Annotated in this window: 18 protein-coding genes, 1 tRNA gene and 1 other RNA gene; 12 read left to right on the top strand and 8 right to left on the bottom strand. The window is 63.2% G+C overall.

Features of this window, described 5'->3' with window-relative positions; translation table 11 throughout:
- Positions 1-14: 14 nt before the first annotated feature.
- From HFX_RS05015 to HFX_RS04995, 5 genes are all read left to right on the top strand, one after another.
- Complete coding sequence (locus HFX_RS05015; RefSeq protein WP_179955372.1) at positions 15-662, top strand: class I SAM-dependent methyltransferase; 648 nt, start codon at positions 15-17, stop codon at positions 660-662.
- A 130-nt stretch (positions 663-792) separates the two neighbouring features.
- Entirely contained in the window at positions 793-1,821 is a 1,029-nt protein-coding gene (locus HFX_RS05010; RefSeq protein WP_004572643.1) for an NAD(P)/FAD-dependent oxidoreductase, read from the top strand.
- Between the two features lie 122 nt (positions 1,822-1,943).
- The gene (locus tag HFX_RS05005; protein ID WP_004572644.1) at positions 1,944-3,152 is read left to right on the top strand and encodes a DUF4382 domain-containing protein; all 1,209 of its coding nucleotides are present in this window, start codon (positions 1,944-1,946) and stop codon (positions 3,150-3,152) included.
- A gap of 218 nt (positions 3,153-3,370) precedes the next feature.
- Positions 3,371-3,441 (top strand) — tRNA-Gly (locus tag HFX_RS05000).
- Between the two features lie 123 nt (positions 3,442-3,564).
- Positions 3,565-3,852, top strand: coding sequence for a Sec-independent protein translocase subunit TatA/TatB (locus HFX_RS04995; RefSeq protein ID WP_004572645.1), 288 nt, complete (start codon positions 3,565-3,567; stop codon positions 3,850-3,852).
- 171 nt (positions 3,853-4,023) lie between these two features.
- Here HFX_RS04995 and ffs read toward each other — a convergent pair.
- Both ffs and HFX_RS04990 read right to left on the bottom strand, forming a co-directional pair.
- An RNA gene (ffs, locus tag HFX_RS14880) (signal recognition particle sRNA) lies at positions 4,024-4,335 on the bottom strand.
- A gap of 280 nt (positions 4,336-4,615) precedes the next feature.
- Positions 4,616-5,029 carry a DUF7548 family protein gene (locus HFX_RS04990; protein WP_004572646.1) on the bottom strand — a complete coding sequence of 138 codons (414 nt, stop codon included), beginning with the start codon at positions 5,027-5,029 and terminating at the stop codon, positions 4,616-4,618.
- A 108-nt stretch (positions 5,030-5,137) separates the two neighbouring features.
- On the opposite strand from HFX_RS04990, the gene HFX_RS04985 reads away from it, so the two are divergent.
- The 3 genes from HFX_RS04985 to HFX_RS04975 all read left to right on the top strand — a co-directional run bounded on the left by HFX_RS04985 (position 5,138) and on the right by HFX_RS04975 (position 7,216).
- A complete protein-coding gene (locus tag HFX_RS04985) occupies positions 5,138-6,289 on the top strand; it encodes a thiolase family protein (protein ID WP_004572647.1) in 1,152 nt (383 codons plus the stop codon).
- Positions 6,289-6,663 (top strand): OB-fold domain-containing protein, encoded by a 375-nt coding sequence (locus HFX_RS04980; protein WP_004572648.1) that lies wholly within the window; start codon positions 6,289-6,291, stop codon positions 6,661-6,663. Before HFX_RS04985 ends, HFX_RS04980 begins: the two co-directional genes overlap by 1 nt.
- An 88-nt stretch (positions 6,664-6,751) precedes the next feature.
- Positions 6,752-7,216, top strand: a complete 465-nt coding sequence (locus tag HFX_RS04975; protein ID WP_004572649.1) for a hypothetical protein — start codon at positions 6,752-6,754, stop codon at positions 7,214-7,216.
- Between the two features lie 3 nt (positions 7,217-7,219).
- Here the strand turns inward: HFX_RS04975 and HFX_RS04970 are convergent, their stop codons facing one another.
- The 3 genes from HFX_RS04970 to HFX_RS04960 form a co-directional block, all read right to left on the bottom strand.
- Positions 7,220-8,029: a DUF7547 family protein gene (locus HFX_RS04970; RefSeq protein ID WP_004572650.1), complete on the bottom strand. Its 810-nt coding sequence runs from the start codon at positions 8,027-8,029 to the stop codon at positions 7,220-7,222.
- A gap of 69 nt (positions 8,030-8,098) precedes the next feature.
- Positions 8,099-9,187 carry an NADH:flavin oxidoreductase/NADH oxidase gene (locus HFX_RS04965; protein ID WP_004572651.1) on the bottom strand — a complete coding sequence of 363 codons (1,089 nt, stop codon included), beginning with the start codon at positions 9,185-9,187 and terminating at the stop codon, positions 8,099-8,101.
- Positions 9,188-9,293: 106 nt separating this feature from the next.
- Positions 9,294-10,058, bottom strand: a complete 765-nt coding sequence (locus tag HFX_RS04960; RefSeq protein ID WP_004572652.1) for a carbon-nitrogen hydrolase family protein — start codon at positions 10,056-10,058, stop codon at positions 9,294-9,296.
- A 150-nt stretch (positions 10,059-10,208) separates the two neighbouring features.
- Between HFX_RS04960 and HFX_RS04955 the strand changes: the two genes are divergently transcribed.
- Positions 10,209-11,471 (top strand): HEAT repeat domain-containing protein, encoded by a 1,263-nt coding sequence (locus HFX_RS04955; RefSeq protein WP_004572653.1) that lies wholly within the window; start codon positions 10,209-10,211, stop codon positions 11,469-11,471.
- An 84-nt stretch (positions 11,472-11,555) separates the two neighbouring features.
- Complete coding sequence (locus tag HFX_RS04950) at positions 11,556-13,118, top strand: phospholipase D-like domain-containing protein (protein WP_004572654.1); 1,563 nt, start codon at positions 11,556-11,558, stop codon at positions 13,116-13,118.
- Positions 13,119-13,148: 30 nt separating this feature from the next.
- Here the strand turns inward: HFX_RS04950 and HFX_RS04945 are convergent, their stop codons facing one another.
- Both HFX_RS04945 and HFX_RS04940 read right to left on the bottom strand, forming a co-directional pair.
- Positions 13,149-15,050, bottom strand: coding sequence for a DHH family phosphoesterase (locus HFX_RS04945; protein ID WP_004572655.1), 1,902 nt, complete (start codon positions 15,048-15,050; stop codon positions 13,149-13,151).
- A gap of 105 nt (positions 15,051-15,155) precedes the next feature.
- Positions 15,156-16,010 (bottom strand): fructosamine kinase family protein, encoded by an 855-nt coding sequence (locus HFX_RS04940; RefSeq protein WP_014732224.1) that lies wholly within the window; start codon positions 16,008-16,010, stop codon positions 15,156-15,158.
- A 103-nt stretch (positions 16,011-16,113) separates the two neighbouring features.
- Between HFX_RS04940 and HFX_RS04935 the strand changes: the two genes are divergently transcribed.
- Positions 16,114-16,599 carry a Mov34/MPN/PAD-1 family protein gene (locus HFX_RS04935; RefSeq protein ID WP_004572657.1) on the top strand — a complete coding sequence of 162 codons (486 nt, stop codon included), beginning with the start codon at positions 16,114-16,116 and terminating at the stop codon, positions 16,597-16,599.
- A gap of 10 nt (positions 16,600-16,609) precedes the next feature.
- Positions 16,610-17,038 (top strand): adenylyltransferase/cytidyltransferase family protein, encoded by a 429-nt coding sequence (locus HFX_RS04930; RefSeq protein WP_004572658.1) that lies wholly within the window; start codon positions 16,610-16,612, stop codon positions 17,036-17,038.
- A 93-nt stretch (positions 17,039-17,131) separates the two neighbouring features.
- Here the strand turns inward: HFX_RS04930 and coxB are convergent, their stop codons facing one another.
- Positions 17,132-17,941, bottom strand: a complete 810-nt coding sequence (gene coxB / locus HFX_RS04925; protein WP_004572659.1) for a cytochrome c oxidase subunit II — start codon at positions 17,939-17,941, stop codon at positions 17,132-17,134.
- Between the last annotated feature and the right edge of the window lie 13 nt (positions 17,942-17,954).

Below are 17,954 nucleotides of genomic sequence, written 5' to 3'. Positions count from 1 at the left end.
CACGACCGACCGGCATGGACGACCCCAAAGCGGCGGTCCGCGAAACCTACGACCGCATCGCGTCGCACTTCGCGTCCACCCGCGAGTACCCCTGGCCCGAAGTCGAGTCGTTCGTCACGGAGACCACAGCAGACGGCCCCGCCGCGTGCGCGCTTGACCTCGGGTGCGGGAACGGCCGCCACGTCGAACTCCTCTCCGCGCACGCCGACGAGGTGGTCGGACTGGACGTTAGTCGTGGGCTACTGGACGAAGCGACGACCCGAGCGAGCGACCGGGGCTTCGACGCGGGACTCGTGCAGGGTGACGCATCTCGACTCCCGTTCGTCGACGACGCCTTCGACATCGCCGTCTACGTCGCAACGCTGCATCACCTCACACCCCGCGAGGCGCGGGTCCGGAGTCTGAACGAACTCGCTCGCGTCCTCCGTGCCGACGGGCGCGCAGTCGTCAGCGCGTGGAGCACCGCCCACGACACCTTCGACAGGGACGAGGGCTTCGACACGACTGTCGATTGGACGCTCCCCGGCGGTGAGACAGTTCCTCGATTCTATCACATCTACGGTCCCGACGAATTCGACGCCGACCTCGATGCGAGCGACCTCTCGGTCGTCGAATCGACAATTTCGAGCGGAAACTGTTACGCCATCGTTACCGGACGCTAAGCGCGTCCGTACGGACGTGGATGGGCCATGATAACTCCGGACGTGGATGGGCCATGATAACGTTAGGCGGCTGGATGGTTCGAGTGCACAGGTGATGTGTGCTTAAGGTAATTCCGTCGAATCGACGTATATGACCAAAACCGACGAACGGCAGGAGTACGAGGTGGTCGTCGTGGGCGGGGGACCGGCGGGATTGCAGAGCGCCCTCTACACGACGCGACTGGGTCACGACACCGCACTCGTCGACCGCGGCGGCGGCCGCGCGGCGATGATGCTCGATACCCACAACGTCATCGGCGTCACCGAAGAGCAGTCCGGAAACGAGTTCCTCGGCACGGCGCGTCAGCAACTCGAAGACTACGGGACCGAAATCCACCGCGACTTCGTGACCGACGCCGAACAACTCGACGACGGTCGGTTCCGTCTCGTCGGTAACGACGGCGAATTCGTCGCCGAGCGTGTCGTGCTCGGCGTCGGTTTCAACGACAAACGACCCGACCCGCCGCTTCCCCGCACCGGGAAGGGACTGCATTACTGTCTCCACTGTGATGCGTACATGTTCGTCGACGAGTCGGTGTACGTCATGGGACACTCCGATTCAGCGGCCTACGTCGCCATGATTATGCTCAACTTCACCGACGAGGTCGACATCCTCCTTCGCGGCGAAGACCCCTCGTGGTCGGACGAAACGGATGAACTCGTCCGTGCACATCCCGTCGACATCATCGACGAAGAGATTTCGGGCATGACGAAGCGCGACGACGGCTGGTTAGAGAGCTTCGAGTTCGAAGACGGGAGCGTCCGCGAGTACAAAGGTGGCTTCGCAATGTACGGGTCCGAGTACAACACGACGCTCTTCGACCAACTCGGTGTCGAACGCAACGACGACGGAACCGTCCCGGTGGACGACCACGGCCGGACCAGCGTCGATGGCGTCTTCGCGGTGGGCGATATCACTCCCGGTCACAACCAGATTCCGGTCGCGATGGGCAAGGGTGCGAAAGCCGGTATCGCAATCCACATGGAACTCCGCGAGTTCCCGAAGAGCCTCGATGAGATTCGCGCCGAAGGCGACGTGAGTATCAACGAGGTTCCCGGAATTTCGTCCGGACTCCTTGCCAAGGCAAAACAATTCAACCAGTCCCACGCGGACGACTAAGGCCGTAATTCGGCGAAATTCGGTGAAATTCGAGGCCGAAGAGTACCCCCCTCAAGTTCCCCCAGTCAGTATAGTCACCTGCAATGAACCGTACTGTATTTGCGACTGTTCTGATCGCACTCATGGTCGTCTTGGCCGGGTGCGCCGGTGGAGCAGGCACACTGACGGACAGCCCGCAGTCGGAGGACACGACTGAATCGACGTCGTCCGACGACACTGACAGCACAGACAGCGAGACGGGGACGATGAACTTCTACGTGAGTGACGAGCAGAATGCTATCTCTGACTTCGAGCACCTCAACGTTACTATCGAGAGTGTAACGCTCGTCCGTGCGGAAGGCGACGCCGAGAGTGACACTGCCGAAGACAGCGAGTCGGCAGACACCGAGAACGACTCGGTCGAGACCAACGCCACGGCGAATGCGACGGCAAACGCGAGCGTCGAGGTCGAGGCAACGACGAACACGTCGAACACCTCGCTCTCCACGAACGCGTCTGTCGAAGCGAACGCCGAGGGAGATGCCGACGTTGAGAACGATGCTGACGCCGAAGGAGACTCCGACGGTGCCGACTCGACAGAGGACAACACCAGCGGAAAACTCACCTACGAAGTCGACAACGTGACCGTCGACCTGACCGAACTGCAGGGCGACAACGCCAGCCTCGTCGGCGAGTACGGCGTGCCCGAGGACAACTACACCAAGGTGTTCGTCCACGTGAGCGAGGTCGACGGGACGCTCAAGACCGGCGAGCAGGTGAACATCAAGCTCCCGAGCGAAAAACTCCAACTCAACTCGGCGTTCGAGGTCGAAAGCGGGTCCTCCGTTGACTTCGTCTTCGACATCACCGCCTTCAAGGCGGGCAAAAGCGGGAAGTACATCCTCAAGCCCGTCATCAGTGAATCGGGAACGGATGTCCCGATTAAGAACGTCGACGCGGAGCAGCACGCTGACGCAGACGCTGAGGCGTCCGCCGATGCTGAGGCTGAGGCGTCCGCCGATGTCGAGGCCTCCGCTGATGCTGATGTTTCCGCCGACGCAACCGGCGAGAACGACACGACCGAAAACGCAAGCGCCGAATCCGAGTCCAACCTCTCCGTGAGTTTTGACGGCGACGTCACGGCCGGAGAAAACGTGACGCTCGTCGCCACGCAGAACGGGACTCCCGTCGAGAACGCGACGGTAACCGTGAACGGCGAGGTCGTGGGAACGACTAACGCCGACGGTGAAGTGGACGTCGACATCCCCGAGACGGAAGACGGGACCGTCGTCGTCGCACACGGCGACGCTGAGACTGAGTTGGAACTCGAATTCATCTCAGACGGGTTATAGAACACCGATAACACGGGAAAATCGGACAACATCGTCGCCCAATCGAAAAGGTAACATCCTTATTGGGGCGTCGAGAATGAGGGAATAGACGCTGGTTCGAGCGCACCGGTGTCTCGGCCGAACGAAGTGAGGTCGAGGCTCGGTGCGAACGAGCGAAGCGAGTAAGCACCGGTGTTGAGACGGACGGAGTTCGTCGATGCACGGTGCGAACAAAGTGAGCACCGGTGGTCTAATGGTAAGACATTGGCCTTCCAAGCCAATTATCTGGGTTCGATTCCCAGCCGGTGCATTCTTCGCGGACACAACCAACAAGGAGCGATGGCGATGGGTACGTCGTGAACGTGATACCGCTGTTCTCACTCACCGAATCGGACCGTCTCTCTTATCTTCCCCCCGACCCTATGCGAACGTAATGCTCAACTCCATTCCACTGTTTCCGGGACTCCCGGGCGGTCCAGAACTGCTTATCGTCCTGCTCATCGTTATCCTGCTGTTCGGCGCGAATAAGCTCCCCCAGCTCGCTCGGTCATCCGGCCAGGCGATGGGTGAGTTCCGCCGCGGACGTCAGGAAATCGAAGAGGAACTGAAGGAGGGCGTAGAAGGCGAAGAATCCGAGGAAGAAGAGGACGAGACGACCACGTCCGAGACAACCGCCACCGAGACGACCGCCACCGAGACGGAAACCGAAACAGAGAGCTAATCGTCCCGCTGCGGAGACAACCCACGTGCAGGATTTTCTATAGACTCTGAGTACCGACGCGAGCGATTGCGACGGACTGTGTATCGAAGGAATGACGCCGACTGAAGGCTCTCTCGAAGTCGTGATTCAGTCGAGAGACCCGACAGTCAGCGCGTGAAATGAAGTATGAATGGGTGGACAGCGAGGTTGCCCGGCGTTCCGACGTGGGGAATCCCGGTTGCCTCCTCCACCCCGCGATCCCTCGAGCGACGCACGTCCGATGGTCCGCTGCTCGCTTCCGCGCCTGGCGGGGTACCACCGATGAACCGCGCAAACCCTTCCCTGCGGAAGGGGTACGCGGAACCGCTGTCCCCGAAGGACGAGGTTTCTACGTTGGCTTCCGGGGCCCGCGCCGGTCTGACCGGACGCGCCCGTGTTCGGTCCCCGCTAAAGACCTATTTCGCGGGTGAAGAGCAGGGCCTAACTGCCCGACCTAGTCCATTTCCTCATTATCCACCGACTGTTAAGGGCCTTTCGACTCGCGGAGCAGAAAACCACGGGACATCGTCGGGGTGGTTCGACTCGGGAACGGGGCACAAAACCACACTCTGGTCCGGCGGCGCTCAGTCGAACGGGGTGTTCCGAAAACCGACAGCGACAGAGACAAACGAGACACCGGTTTGACGAGTGAAGAACACCGAGAGAACGATTGATTCGGTTGTAAACGTAGAGTACAGTTGAGGTGGTTGTAAACGCGGAGTACAGGGATGATTGTGAATCCGGTCTACAGGATGCTCCGAGCGTATCCGACTCCGCCGACGAGAGCGACGGCGGCGGCTCCGATGACTGTCCAGCGGTGGTAGCTGAGCCACGCGTACTGCTGCTCGAAACTGAACAGGACGGTCGGGTCGATGGAAACCGACCACAGTACGGCGAGACCGAGCATCGAAAGCGAGAGCACGACCCCGAGACCGGCGGCCGTCGCCGGGTCGGTCCGGTTCTGCCGTCCGGAGAGGAAGACGATGACTTCGAGCAATGCGAGCATCCCGACGATAGAGAGGCCGACAGGGCCGGAAGCGTAGTACGCGGCCATCTGTCCGTTGCTGGCTTCGACGGCGACGGCTGGCACCGCGACGGCAACCGCGAGGAGAATCGAACCAATAAGCCCGATAGTTGGCGCGAGACGTTCGGCGTCCATGGCCGGTGATTCGAGTGTCTGACTGATAAACGGTTTGAGACGTGGTCGCGGAGAGAGTGGCCGCTGGCGATTGGCCGGTTTTAAATCTCGGTGCGACGACGTGCGCGTATGGACCGCGTAGCGATCATCGGTGCATCGATGACCCAGTTCGGGCAGCGCGACGCGTGGATTCGCGAGTTGCTTGCCGAGGCCGGCCAAGCCGCACTCGCGGACGCCGACGTATCGCCCGACGAAATCGAGCACCTCTACGTCTCGAATATGGCGAGCGGTGAGTTCGAGGGCCAGACAGGCGTGCCGAACGCCCTCGCTCACGACCTCGCGGCGATGCCTGCGTACACCGCCCGAATCGACCAGACCTCCTCGTCCGGCGGGGCAGGCGTCTACGCCGCGTGGCAGTCGGTCGCCTCCGGTGCGTCCGACATGACGATGCTCGTCGGCGGCGAGAAGATGACCCACCGCTCGACGGCGGAGGCGACGGACGTTATCGCCTCCCTGACCCACCCGGTGGAGTACAAACACGGCGTGACGCTTCCTTCGTTTGCGGGACTCACCGCTCGACTCTACCTCGACACCTACGACGCTCCGCGGGAGTCACTCGGGAAAGTCGCCGTCAAGAACCACAAAAACGGCCTCGACAATCCCCACGCCCAGTTCCGCAAGGAAGTCGACCTCGAAACCGTTCTCGACTCGCCGGTCGTCGCCGACCCGCTTCGTCTCTACGACTTCTGTCCGATTACGGACGGTTCTGCGGCGCTCGTCTTCTGTTCCGAATCGGTCGCCCGCGAGTACACCGACGACTACGTCGTTATCTCCGGTATCGGCGGCGCGACGGACACCCACGTCGTCCACGAGCGCGCCGACCCGACCACGATGGGAGGCGTCGTCAACTCTTCCGACATTGCCTACGAGATGGCCGACCTCGAACCGGACGACATCGACGTGGCCGAACTCCACGACATGTTCACCATCCTCGAATTCCTCCAGTCCGAAGACCTCGGCTTCTTCGAGAAGGGTGAGGGCTGGAAGGCCGTCGAAGAGGGCGTCACGGACCGCGACGGCGAACTCCCCATCAACACCTCCGGCGGCCTGAAATCGAAGGGTCACCCGCTCGGCGCGTCCGGCGTCGCACAGGTGTACGAGATTTACAAGCAACTCATCGGTGACGCAGGCGACCGACAGGTCGACGCCGACATCGGTCTCGCGTGCAACGTCGGCGGCTTCGGCAACTGCGTGACTACGACCATCATGGAGTCCCAATAATGTCCGACGACACGCCCGCGATGGAGGCGTACCGCTACCCCGACGGGAGCATCACCTACCCCGGCCACCCGGTCGGTCCCGGCGGCGAGGAACCGGTCGGCACCGTCGACCTGAGCGGGTACACCGCGACGGTGCTGACGTGGACGACCTCGACCGCGACGCCGCCCGGCGTCCGCCAGCCTAACACGCTCGCAATCGTCGAGTTCGACGTCGACGGCGAACCCGCCCGCGCCATCGGACAGGTCACGACCGAGGACGTAGATATCGGCGACGAGGTCGAACCCGTCTACTGCGAGGAACTCCGCGAACCCGGCGCTGGCATCCGCGAACCCGAAAGTCAAGAGTGGGACGGCTACCGGTTCGAACCGGTCTAGCCGCGACGACACGTTCACCGACAACGCCGTCAAACGCCCCACGTTCCGCCGGGGAAATACTGATACAAACATACCTTCTATCCCGATTATGAATCGCACGCGCAGCTACGTGTTCGCGCGCGACGCCACCGTTGCCACCGCCGTCCTCGTCGGACTGTTCGTACTCCGATACGTGCAGTTCCAACCGTTGCAGATTCCGGGGTATCTCCTCATCGTCGGCTTCGACGTTATCGAGGCGGTGTTCGGCTCCGCGGGCGCGAACTACGACGTGCTGTTCGCCGCGTATCTCGTCGGCCTCGGTGTCGTCGGCGCGGGCGTCGCGCAGGTGGTCCGACAGAACTCGAAGGGGACCGACATCCACTGGTGGCGACTCGGCGCGGCGTCGGCGCTCGCACTCCTCGGCGTCGTTTCGCTGCTCTTCGCCGCGATGGTACTTTTCACGACTACTCAGCTCACACCAGTCTACGTAACGGGTGCGGCGGGGCTGGTTTTCCTCGCGCTCGCCGCATGGCTCACAGATATCTTCCGAATCGAGGTCGGGCCGGGTCAGTAACTCTCAGCGGTCGCTCGGTTCCGCGTCGTCGCCGCCGTGGCCGTCGTCACCGTCGTCACCGTCTCCTTTCACGTCGCGCTTAATCGACTCCAACTCGGCGTCGACATCTACCGTCGGCCCGTCGTCCGCCGCGGCATCGTCGCTGCTTGCGTCGGTTCCTTCTTCGGTTACGTCGATTCGGACCGGTCCTGTCTCCGCGGGTCCCGACTCTCCCGTTTCCGACCCGCGCGAGCGGGTTCGCGTTCGGTCGTCGCGCTGTTGCCACTCCGATTCGAATCGGCGTTCGTCCTCGCGCCAGCGGCGTTCGCGGGACGTGCGTTCTTCTGTCGCCTCGGAGATTCGCGCGTCGAGTTCGTCGGTCAACGAGCGGGCGCGGTCCATCACGTCGCGTGCCTCGGGATTCGACGGCATATCGGTTTCCGAGAGGGCGTTTCGAAGTTCGTCGAGGGCGCGCTCGACGCCTGAAACAGCGCTTCGTGGGACATCACGCATTCGGGCTTCCGTCTCGCTTCGGGCGTCCTCCATCGCGCGGCTCGGGTCAGAGAGGCGCATGAGGCGGCGAAGTAGTTCGAGCGAGGCAATCGTCGCTTCGAGGACGGCGATAACGGTTGGGATGGTGTACGATTCGGTGAATCGCATGACCTCGCCGAACGTCGGCGGGCGCGGCGGTTGGAAGCGGTCACGCCCCTCGCGACTGCGGCCGCGTCGCTCGCGCGCTCGCTCGTCCCGGAGTTCGGAACCGAGTTCGTCGAGCGTGTCCCCGAGGTCATCGAGCAGGTCGAGGATGTCGTCGTCCCGTCGTCGGTCGCTCATGGCCCACGGTTGGGTCGCCGCGGGGATAAGCCTTCGAGAGCGAGAGACGAAAGGAAGGTTATGAGGTGACTACCGACGCGGGACCGCCCGACGGTACTGCGGCGGCCACTCCGTGTCGGCGTTGAGGTCTTCCGCGGCGTGGAGCGCAAAGTAGGGGTCGCGGAGGTGTTCGCGACCGACGATGGCGAGGTCGGCCCGACCGTTGCTGACAACTTCGTCGGCGTGACGGGCCGTCCGAATCCCGCCGACTGCGCCGACTCGAACGTCGGTCTCGTCGCTGATGACCTCGGCGTACGGCACCTGATAGCCGGGGCCGGTGTTCGGAATCTGTTGGTCGGGATGGGTGCCACCGGCACTCACGTCCACGAGGTCGACGCCGAGGTCGTCGAGGTCGTCTGCGAGGCGCACGGACTGTTCGAGGTCCCACGAGTCGCGGTCGTCGAGCCAATCCGTCGCCGAGATGCGGACGAACACGGGTTTGTCGTCCGGCCAGACTCCGCGGACTGTCTCGGTCACTTCACGGACGAGTCGCGTTCGGTTCTCGAACGACCCGCCGTACGCGTCCTCGCGGCGGTTCGTCACCGGTGAGAGGAACTCGTGAAGGAGGTAGCCGTGTGCGGCGTGAACTTCCGCGATTTCGAAGCCTGCGTCCAGGGCGCGCACTGCGGCCGCGCGGAAATCGTCGACGATGCCGGCGATCTCTTGGGTCGTCAGTTCGTGGAGTTCCGGCGGTTCGCCCTCGTAGGGCCACGGCACGTCACTCGGCGCGACGGTCGTCCAGCCACCGTCTTCGGGGCAGATGGGGTCGCTCCCGTCCCACGGGCGCGACTTGCTCGCCTTCCGGCCCGCATGAGCGAGTTGAATCGCCGGAACGCTCCCCATCGACTCGACGAACGAAGAGATACGTTCGAGCGACTCTACGTGCTCGTCGCTCCAGATTCCGAGGTCGTGCGGCGAGATACGCCCTTCCGGCGAGACGGCCGTCGCCTCGGTCATCACGATGCCCGCACCGCCGACGGCGCGGCTGCCGAGATGGACGAGGTGCCAGTCGTTGGCAAAGCCGTCAGTCGAAGAGTACTGACACATCGGCGAAACCATGACGCGGTTCGGGACCTCCGTCTCCCGGAATGAAAGCGGACTAAAGAGCGTATCCGTCATCGAGCGTGGTTGGCTATCGCCGGCAAAACCCCCCTCGCTTCCGGTGATGTGGTCCGGTTTCCCCCGACGCGCCCGTGTCGTGGGCGTGTCGAGGCGTCACGCTCAGCTATTCGACCGACCCGACGAACTGCCGCTGTTCTTCGAGCATGCCGCGGTCGAGCGTCCACACGAGGTCTCGTTCGTCACGGTTCAGCGCCGCCGCAACGGCCCCATCGGGTCTGACGACGAGTGAACGACCGGCGTACTCGGTCTGGTCCGACCCGGGAAGCGTGCCGGTTCCGGTTCGGTTTGCACCGACGAGCCATCGGACCCCGTCCAGCGCGCGGGCGCGACAGAGCAGTCGCCAGTTCTGAGAGTGCGCGGCTGGCCACGCCCCGACGACGAACAGCGCGTCGACGCGCTCGTCGGTCAAGGCGGCGCTATCGGCGACGAAGTTCAGGTCGTAGCAGGTAAGCAGTCCCGTCTTGCCCGCTTCCGTGTCCACGATGACGAAGTCGTCGCCGGGCGTGACGACTGCGGACTCGTCACCCCAGAGGTGGCGCTTTCGGTAGACGGACGTCGACCCGTCGGGCCGAACGTAGGCCGCGGCGTTGTACAACGACTCACCGTCCTGTTCGAGGTAGCCCGCGAGTACATCGAACTCGTTGTCGGCGGCGACGCTCGCGAGGAAGTCGGTCGCGTGGCCACGTGAGACGGCACCGCTGAAGGCGCGGTTATCGGCAACGAAGCCAGTAAGCGCGTACTCGGGGAACAACGCGATATCGACGTTGTCCGGGAGGTTGGCTGCGCGTTCCCGTATCGTCTTTTCGTTCTGTTCCGCGTCGAGGTCGGAGACCGAAAGTTGCGGAACGGCGACGGTGGGACCTATCACAACCCGAGAAACGGAGGCACAACGAAAAATACCTCGGCATAGAGGCAACGGGAGGCGTGACATAGGGGCAACGGTGGACGTGGGCGGTCTCACGCGGATGCGCGAAGCGAAGGGAAACGCTCTTTTTACAGACGGACGGACTTCCGGCATATGAGTGACGGGGACGACGATACGACAGAACTCTCGCCCGAGAGCTTCGACGAGCGCCTGAACGAGGCCGAAGCGGCTCTCGAAGCGGCTGAAACCGAAGCCGACCTCGACGATGTCGAGGCGACGCTCGACGAGATAGACGCGGATATCGAGTCCGCGGAGCTTCCCGAACCGGACGATGAAGACGAAGAGAGCATCGAAGAAGAACTCTCCTCGCGTCTGTCCGACCTCCGCGATGACCTCGAATCACAGCGCGGTCCGTACGCCGAAGAGGCCATCGAGACGCTCGAAGACGCGAAGTCGACCATCACCGACACCCGATGGACCGAGCAGGGCGACGGTGAAATCGTCGCCGCCGTCGAGTCGTTCACCGATGACTTCAACGGCGTGCTCGACTCGTCCGTCTCCGTCGACGGCGAAGCCGAGGACGACCTCACCGCCGCCATCGACGACGCCGTTTCGACCATCGAATCGGCCGGTCTCGACGCCGACGACGACGCGGAGACCATCGCGGACCTCATCGACGTCGCCGACAGTCTGGCCGACGACCTCGACGACGCAGAGGAATGGGACGACCTCGAAACCCGCGAGAAACTTCAGGTACAGGGCTTCTACGACGTTCTCGGCCACTACAAGGACTACCCGCCGGAACTCTCCGCGCTCAAGGAACACGAAAAGCGCGGCAACGTCGAGATGATTGCTCTCGCCTTCGATAGCTTCCAGTCCGACTTCATGCAGGAGTACTGCATCGAGGCCTTCACGCGCATGAACGACGACCGCGCCTACGAGACCATCGAGGGGCAGGCCAAGCGCCGCGACAAGGGCGTCATCAAAGCCATCGGCAAGATGGCGGCCGAAGAGGGCGTCGAGATGCTCGTCGACTACGTCGATAGCGACAACGACCCGGCGCTCCAGAAGGTCGTCTTCAAAGCGCTCGGCGAAATCGGCTCCGAGGAAGCAACCCAGCCCATCGCTAACAAGCTCGTCACCGAGAACGAAAACGTCCGGTCGGCCGCCGCCCGCGCGCTCGGTCTTCTCGGCGACACGCGCGCCGTCGAACCGCTCGCGGACGTACTCGAAGACGATGACGTTGATTCCGTACGCGCCAGCGCCGCGTGGGCACTCCGACAGGTCGGCACGGAAAGTGCACTCGAAGCGGCCGCCGGATACGTCGACGACCGCTCGTACCTCGTCCAGCGCGAGGCCGAACTCGCCGCCGACTTCCTCGGCGAGGGCAAATCCGAGCCGGAAGCGACCGTCTAAGACGACCCTTCTTTTCGGAATTCGTCCCACGCGGCCGACCGTAGCCGCGAACGTTTTTGTAGCAACACGGGACCACCACACGGTGTGTCCCACCGGTTCGTCCTCGTCGTTCTCGTATTCATCGCTGTCGGAGCAACGCCGATGGCGGCCGCGGGGTCGACGGACGCCCAGTTCGTATCTGCGCTTCCAGACCCGGCAACACCGGGCGACGAAGGCGAGTTCGTCACTGTTCGTGCCCCCGAGGGGACGACGGTCTCTCTCGACGACGGTGAAGAGCGCATCTCGTTCGTCGCTCCCGGCGGCCGCGTCGCCGTCGCCTCGAATCCAGCCGCCGCGTCGAATCTGACGAACCAGACAGTCGTCTCGCCCGGACTCGACCTCGCAAACGGCGGTGAGACGGTTACACTCCGCGTCGATGGCCGCGTCGTCGACCGACTCACGTACGAACGAAGCCACGAGGGCGCACTGCTCGAACGACACGACGGCGCGTGGTCGTGGTGGCCTCGAACGCTTCCCCGACGGAGCGTCAGAACCCATAGCTCCGTGAACGCGACACTCTTCGTCCTCCCAGACTCACCGTCAGTCCCGCTGAAGACGCTCCGCGCCGCAAACGAACGACTCCTCCTCGCGGGATATGTCGTCTCTTCACCCCGGGTCGCGGACGAACTCATCGCCGCACACGAGCGCGGCGTCCGCGTCGAGGTGCTCGTCGAGGACGGTCCGGTCGGCGGCTTCCCTCGCCGGTCGGCGCGCGTGCTCGATAGACTCGCAACCGCGGGTGTTTCCGTTCGCGTCGTCGGCGACCCGCACTCGTTTCATCACGCGAAGTACGCCATCGCAGACGACACCGCGCTCGTCACAACCGAGAACTGGAAGGCTGCCGGGACGGGTGGGGAGAAAAGTCGCGGCTGGGGGACCGTCGTGGAATCTCCGAGCGTCGCGTCTGACCTCGCGGCGACGTTCAGCGATGACTCGGGGCTACCCGACACGCGCCCGTGGGAGACCTTCCGCCTCGGACGGCAGTTCGTCGTCACCGAATCCGCGAACGGGTCGTATCCCTCGCGCGTCGCCACACAACGGGTTCGCGTCCGAAACGTCTCGGTTCTTCTCGCGCCCGACAACGCGGAGGGGGCGGTCGTCCAGCAACTCGATACCGCCGAGGACCGAATCGACGTGATACAACCCACCGTCGAAGCTGACGGCCCGTTCGTCGTCGCGCTCAAGCGAGCGGCAAAACGTGGTGTTCGCGTCCGCTTGCTCCTCGGGAGTGCGTGGTACGTCGACGACGAAAACCGTAAGCTCGCAGCGCGGTTGAACGACTGGGCCGACAGAACAGGGAATCCACTCTCAGTTCGACTTGCTCGTCCCGCCAGCCGCTACGGCGCGATTCACGCGAAAGGTGTCGTCGCCGACGACACCGTCATCGTCGGCAGTCTCAACTGGAACCGACACTCCGCTCGTGAGAACCGCGAGGTCGCACTCGCACTTGACGACCCTGCCGCGGCCGCGTACTACCGAAACGTGTTCGTCGCTGACTGGCGGGCGAGTGAACGGGGATGGCGGTCGAGACCGGGTCTCGTCGGCGGCGCAGCGGTCGCCGTACTCGTCGGAGTAGCGGCGCTCAGGAGACTCGATTTCGAAAAATGAAGTCGGTCGTTTACGGTGTCGACCGTCGGCTTACGCCGTCGTCGAGAGTTCTTCGTCGATGTCAGCTTCGGACATCTTCTCGACGAGGCTGTCGATGACCTCCGAGCGCATGCCGCTGACAAACTTGATGGAACCGACGACGAGGTGGCCACCGCCGGAGACGCCGCCGCCGACGACTTCCTCGTTCAGTTCGGCGACCATCCGCGGGATGTCGAGGCGGACGCCGTCGGAGCGGAGGACGGCGAAGTCGGGACCGTAGCCGATGGTGATGACCGGCTCGCCCGTCTCTGTGACCTTGCGGTCGTGAAGCTTACCCGTCGTCTTCCCCGGCGCGGGGTAGGTAAAGCGGTGCGCCCACTTGTCGAGGTCGATGCGGTAGAGGTTCGCCCCGCTTTCGAGGCGCTCGTGTTCGAGGTGCGGCTCTGCGGATTCGAGCTGTCGGTCCACGTCGCGCTCGGCGCGAGACGAAAGGAACTCCACGAGTTCGCGGTGGCGTGATTCGTCGTCACAGCCGACGTTGAGCACGTCGTTGACGATGGTCGCGCCGTCGTTGTAGCGGAGCCAGTGAGCGGCGTAGTCGAGCGCTTCACCCACGTCGAGGAGTTCGTCGCGGTCGTAGCCCTCGGCTGCGGCGAGTTCGATGTAGTCGTCCATGACCTCGGCCTTCGAGCGGTCCGAAAGCCCGGCGACGGCGGGGACGTGATGGAGTTCGTCGCTCACGTCGGGATGAATCATCCGTGCGAGTTCGACACACATCATACCCGTCGTGATGCGGTAGTCCTCGTCGTGGAGGTACGGGTTGACGTGTGCGTCGAGAAGCGGGTCGACCGCCTCGGGGTCGGGATGGTGGTGGTCGACGACCGCGATAGGCACGTCGTAGTGCGCGAGGTTCTCGTAGGCGGGCACGTCCTCTTCGGTCGACCCGTTGTCGAGCATCAGGAGGAAGGGAAGCCGCTGGCCGTGGCGAGCGCGACCCTCCAGCGCGAAGTTCAGGTCGCGGGTCACGTCCTCCATCTCGTAGAACGGTGCCTTACTCGGCAGGCGCTTGAACAGGTGTCGCGACGCGTCGGGGTCGTCGTGGACCTCGGTGATGAGTCGTTCGAGTGCCAGTTGAACCGGCACGGACGCACACATGCCGTCACCGTCTGCGTGGTGGCGGACGCGGATGGGACGGCCTTCGAGGACTGTCCGACGCAGGAGGCGTGCGACATCTTCGAGGTCGTCACGAAGCTTCTCGAATGCGGGCCACTCCACGAGCGGTTCGACCGGTTCGGGTTCGGCACGCTCGTCCAGCGCGGCATTGATGCGCTCGCGGGTCTCGTCGGCCGCGTCGGCTTCGAGGACGGTGAGACCGTCGACTTCGAGTTGGCGCGTGCCTTCGTGGTCTTCGACGGTGCCGGCCATGCGGACGACATCGTCGAGGTCGACGTGGGGGAAGGCGCGAACGCCAGCCTCTTCGAAGGCGGCGGCGGCAATGATGCCCGAGTCGTCGGCGATGCGGAAGACGGTCGGCCCGCCGGTCTGTTTGATTTGAGAGACGACACCTTCGACAGTGACCGACTCACCGACCGTAAGACGAGAGATAGGCGTGATGGTCGGTTCGTGGTCGATGGTCAGCGTACGGTAGTCGTCGGGCGTCTCTTCGGCGAACGCGATGTCGCCGTTCTCGCGGATGGAGTCGAGACGGACGACCAAGCGGTCGCCGACCTCGTAGTCGGTCGAGAGGTTGGACTCGTGAATGAGACCAGAGACGGAATCAGAGATATCCACGAAGATGCCGTACTCGACGACGCCGTTCACCACGGCGTGGTAGTATGCGCCAGTTTCAACGTCATCAACGGTGCAGTTCGGTGCAAGATCGTAAACGGTAGGTCGCGCGTCCGAATTCGGACCCGAGTCGTCGCCGGAATCCCCGGCGTGCTCGTCGCTCATAGTCTGGCTAGGTCATGGGGTGGTGTTAAGCTTTACAAAAGCATCTCGTGGACGCGAGCGATGCGCACGGTTCTGAGAGCCTCAATATCCGACCGTATCTGACCCTCAGTAGCCAACCTCGTCCAGCGCGTCTTGGACGGCCGGTACGTACTCTGACCCGAACACGCGAACGTGTTCGAGAAGTGGGAAAAGGGCGTAGACAGGTGACCGTCTCTCGAAGAAGCCCGATTCGATCCCCCGCTGTTCGTCGTAGGCGTCGAAGAACGCGTCTCCGGCCCCGTCGAACCAGTCGATGTAGGCGAGTTCGACTTCCGGATGCCCGTAGTAACACGCCGGGTCGAGGAAGGCGACGACGCGCCCGTCTCTCACCCGCAGATTCTTCTCCCACACGTCGCCGTGAACGAGTCGTGGGGCTGACGGTTCCGTGATGAGACTATCTAGGTCGTCGGCGACGGCTTCGATTCGCTCGACGGTCGACGCTGGAAGCCCGTCTGACTGCGCCGCTTCACACCACGGCAGCAGTCGTTGGTCGCGGAAGAACTCCACCCACGAGTCCGTCCACGGATTCGGTTGGCGGTACGGTCCAGAGAGCGTGTCAAACTGGAACCCGAACGCCGGTGCCGTGGTCTCGTGAAGTGCCGCAAGGTGGGTCGCGAGGTTGCGCTCGGCGCGGTCTGTGAGTTCGGAATCGCCCTCAACGTAGTCGAGGACGAGGAGGTCAGACTCAGCGTGGTAGACGGTCGGAACGGGGAGACCGGTTCTGTCGAGCGCATCGAGCATCGCACCTTCGACATCGAGCGGCGTGTCACCGACTTTGACGACAACCGGGTCCCGACTGTCGAAGTCGAGCCGATAGACGTGCCCGACGTGGCCACCATCGAGTTCCGTCGTCGACGCGGGCGGTACGTCGGCATCGAGCGCACTCGTCACGCGGTCGACGAGGTCGGAAGAGAGCATCACACCGAATGTGAATCGACTGCGAACCTCAGTATAACGGTTCAATTCCTCGGTGCGGACTCACCGTTTCGGAACCCTTAGATGGAGCGCCCGCGGACGACTCGGTATGCGACTCTTCCGGTCGCCGGAGGTCATCGGAATCGCCGACGACGCCCTCGACTTCGCGCTCGAATCCTCTGCGGAGACGCATCCGAACGAGTACATGGGGCTGCTCCGCGGTGAAGATGCCCGACGACTCGGTGTGGACCGGGACGGACTCGTCGTGACGGACGTGCTCATCATTCCGGGAACCGTCTCGGACCCCTACAGCGCAACCGTTAGAAACGACCTCATCCCGAACGATTTCCGCGCCGTCGGGTCGATTCACTCACACCCGAACGGTGTTCTCCGCCCGAGTGACGCGGACCTCGACACCTTCGGGAGTGGGACCGTCCACATCATCATCGGCGCACCGTACGGCCCGGACGACTGGAAAGCGTTTGACCAGTCCGGCGAGGTACGAGACCTCCCGGTTCTCGATGTCGACCTTCCGGACCCCGAATCGTTCTTCGACTTCACACAGGAAGACATCGACTCGGAGTTAGACCAATGAGGGGAGACAAATGAGACGAGTCATCGCGCAGGGGACCTTCGATATTCTCCACCCCGGGCACGTCCATTACCTGTCGGACGCGGCGGCGATGGGAGACGAACTCCACGTTATCATCGCGCGCGGCGAGAACGTGACACACAAGCCGAAACCGATACTCGACGACCGCCAGCGGTGCGACATGGTCGCCGCACTCGACGTGGTCGACGAAGCACACCTCGGCCACCCCGACGACATCTTCGTCCCCATCGAACGGATTGCCCCCGACGTTATCGTCCTCGGATACGACCAGCACCACGACGAAGAGGGTATCAGGGCCGCTCTCGAAGCCCGCGAAATCGACTGCGAAGTCACCCGTGCGACGCCGCGGGAACCCGAGTACGACGATGAACTGCTCTCGTCGGGGCGTATCATCGACCGTATCGTCGAACGACGCTGCTGACGCTGCGGTCAACGAGTCGATTTTACTGGAGTGTCAAAACGCGACGGGCGTTGCCACTCCCGAAGATGAGGTCCGAAGAGAGGAACGAGTGTGTTACTGCGTGGAGTTGGTCGCGGTCGCGTTGGCCGCAGTAGCGTTACTCGTGGTTTCGTTGGTCGTCGTGGAGTTGTTCGAAGTCGACTCCGAAGAACCGCTGTTCGACGACTTCTGCTCTTGCAGCCACGTCTGGTAGTCACCCGGCGACTTCACTTCGACGGTGAAGTACATCTGGGAGTGTGCGACACCGCAGTACTCGGTACAGTAACCCTGGTAGGTCCCTTCCTCGTACGCGACGGTCTTGATGGTGTTCGTCGACGTGGGCATCGCGTCCTGCTTGAGGCCGAGTTCAGGGACGTGGAATCCATGTATCACGTCCGTTGAAGTCACCTTGAAGTAGACCGGTCTGTTGGCCGGAATGACAATTTTGTCACCCGTAGTAAAGTTGCCCTCTTCGGGGTAGTACATGTTCCAGCCCCACTGGAAGGCTTCTGCGTGGACGACGACCGGCTCCTCGTCCATGGCAATGTCGTTGCCCTGGTGGGTGATGTTCTCGTTAGCCAGCACGCCGTAGGAGGCGACGCCGACGAACAGGAGGATAATCGCGGTTGCGATGGTCCACGTAATTTCGAGTCGGCGGTTCTCCTTGGTCGGCAGTGCGCGCTCGCTCTTACGGAACTTGATGACCGTGTAGAGGAGGATGACCTCCACCAACACGGTAATCGGGATTGCAACGTACAGCAGCTTCCCGTTCAGCTGATTGATAAGCTCCGACGAGGCAGACGCCTGCGCAGCGGCGGGGGTGGCAACGAGTGCCATCACGACCGCCGAGAGCAGGGACGCGAGCGCGAAACGCGTCTTTCTCATGCTGAGCGAGAAT

The organism is Haloferax mediterranei ATCC 33500 (genome assembly GCF_000306765.2).
Lineage (GTDB): Archaea > Halobacteriota > Halobacteria > Halobacteriales > Haloferacaceae > Haloferax > Haloferax mediterranei.
The sequence above is the reverse complement of the archived record's forward strand: the minus strand, read 5'-3'. Positions and strand labels throughout refer to the sequence as shown.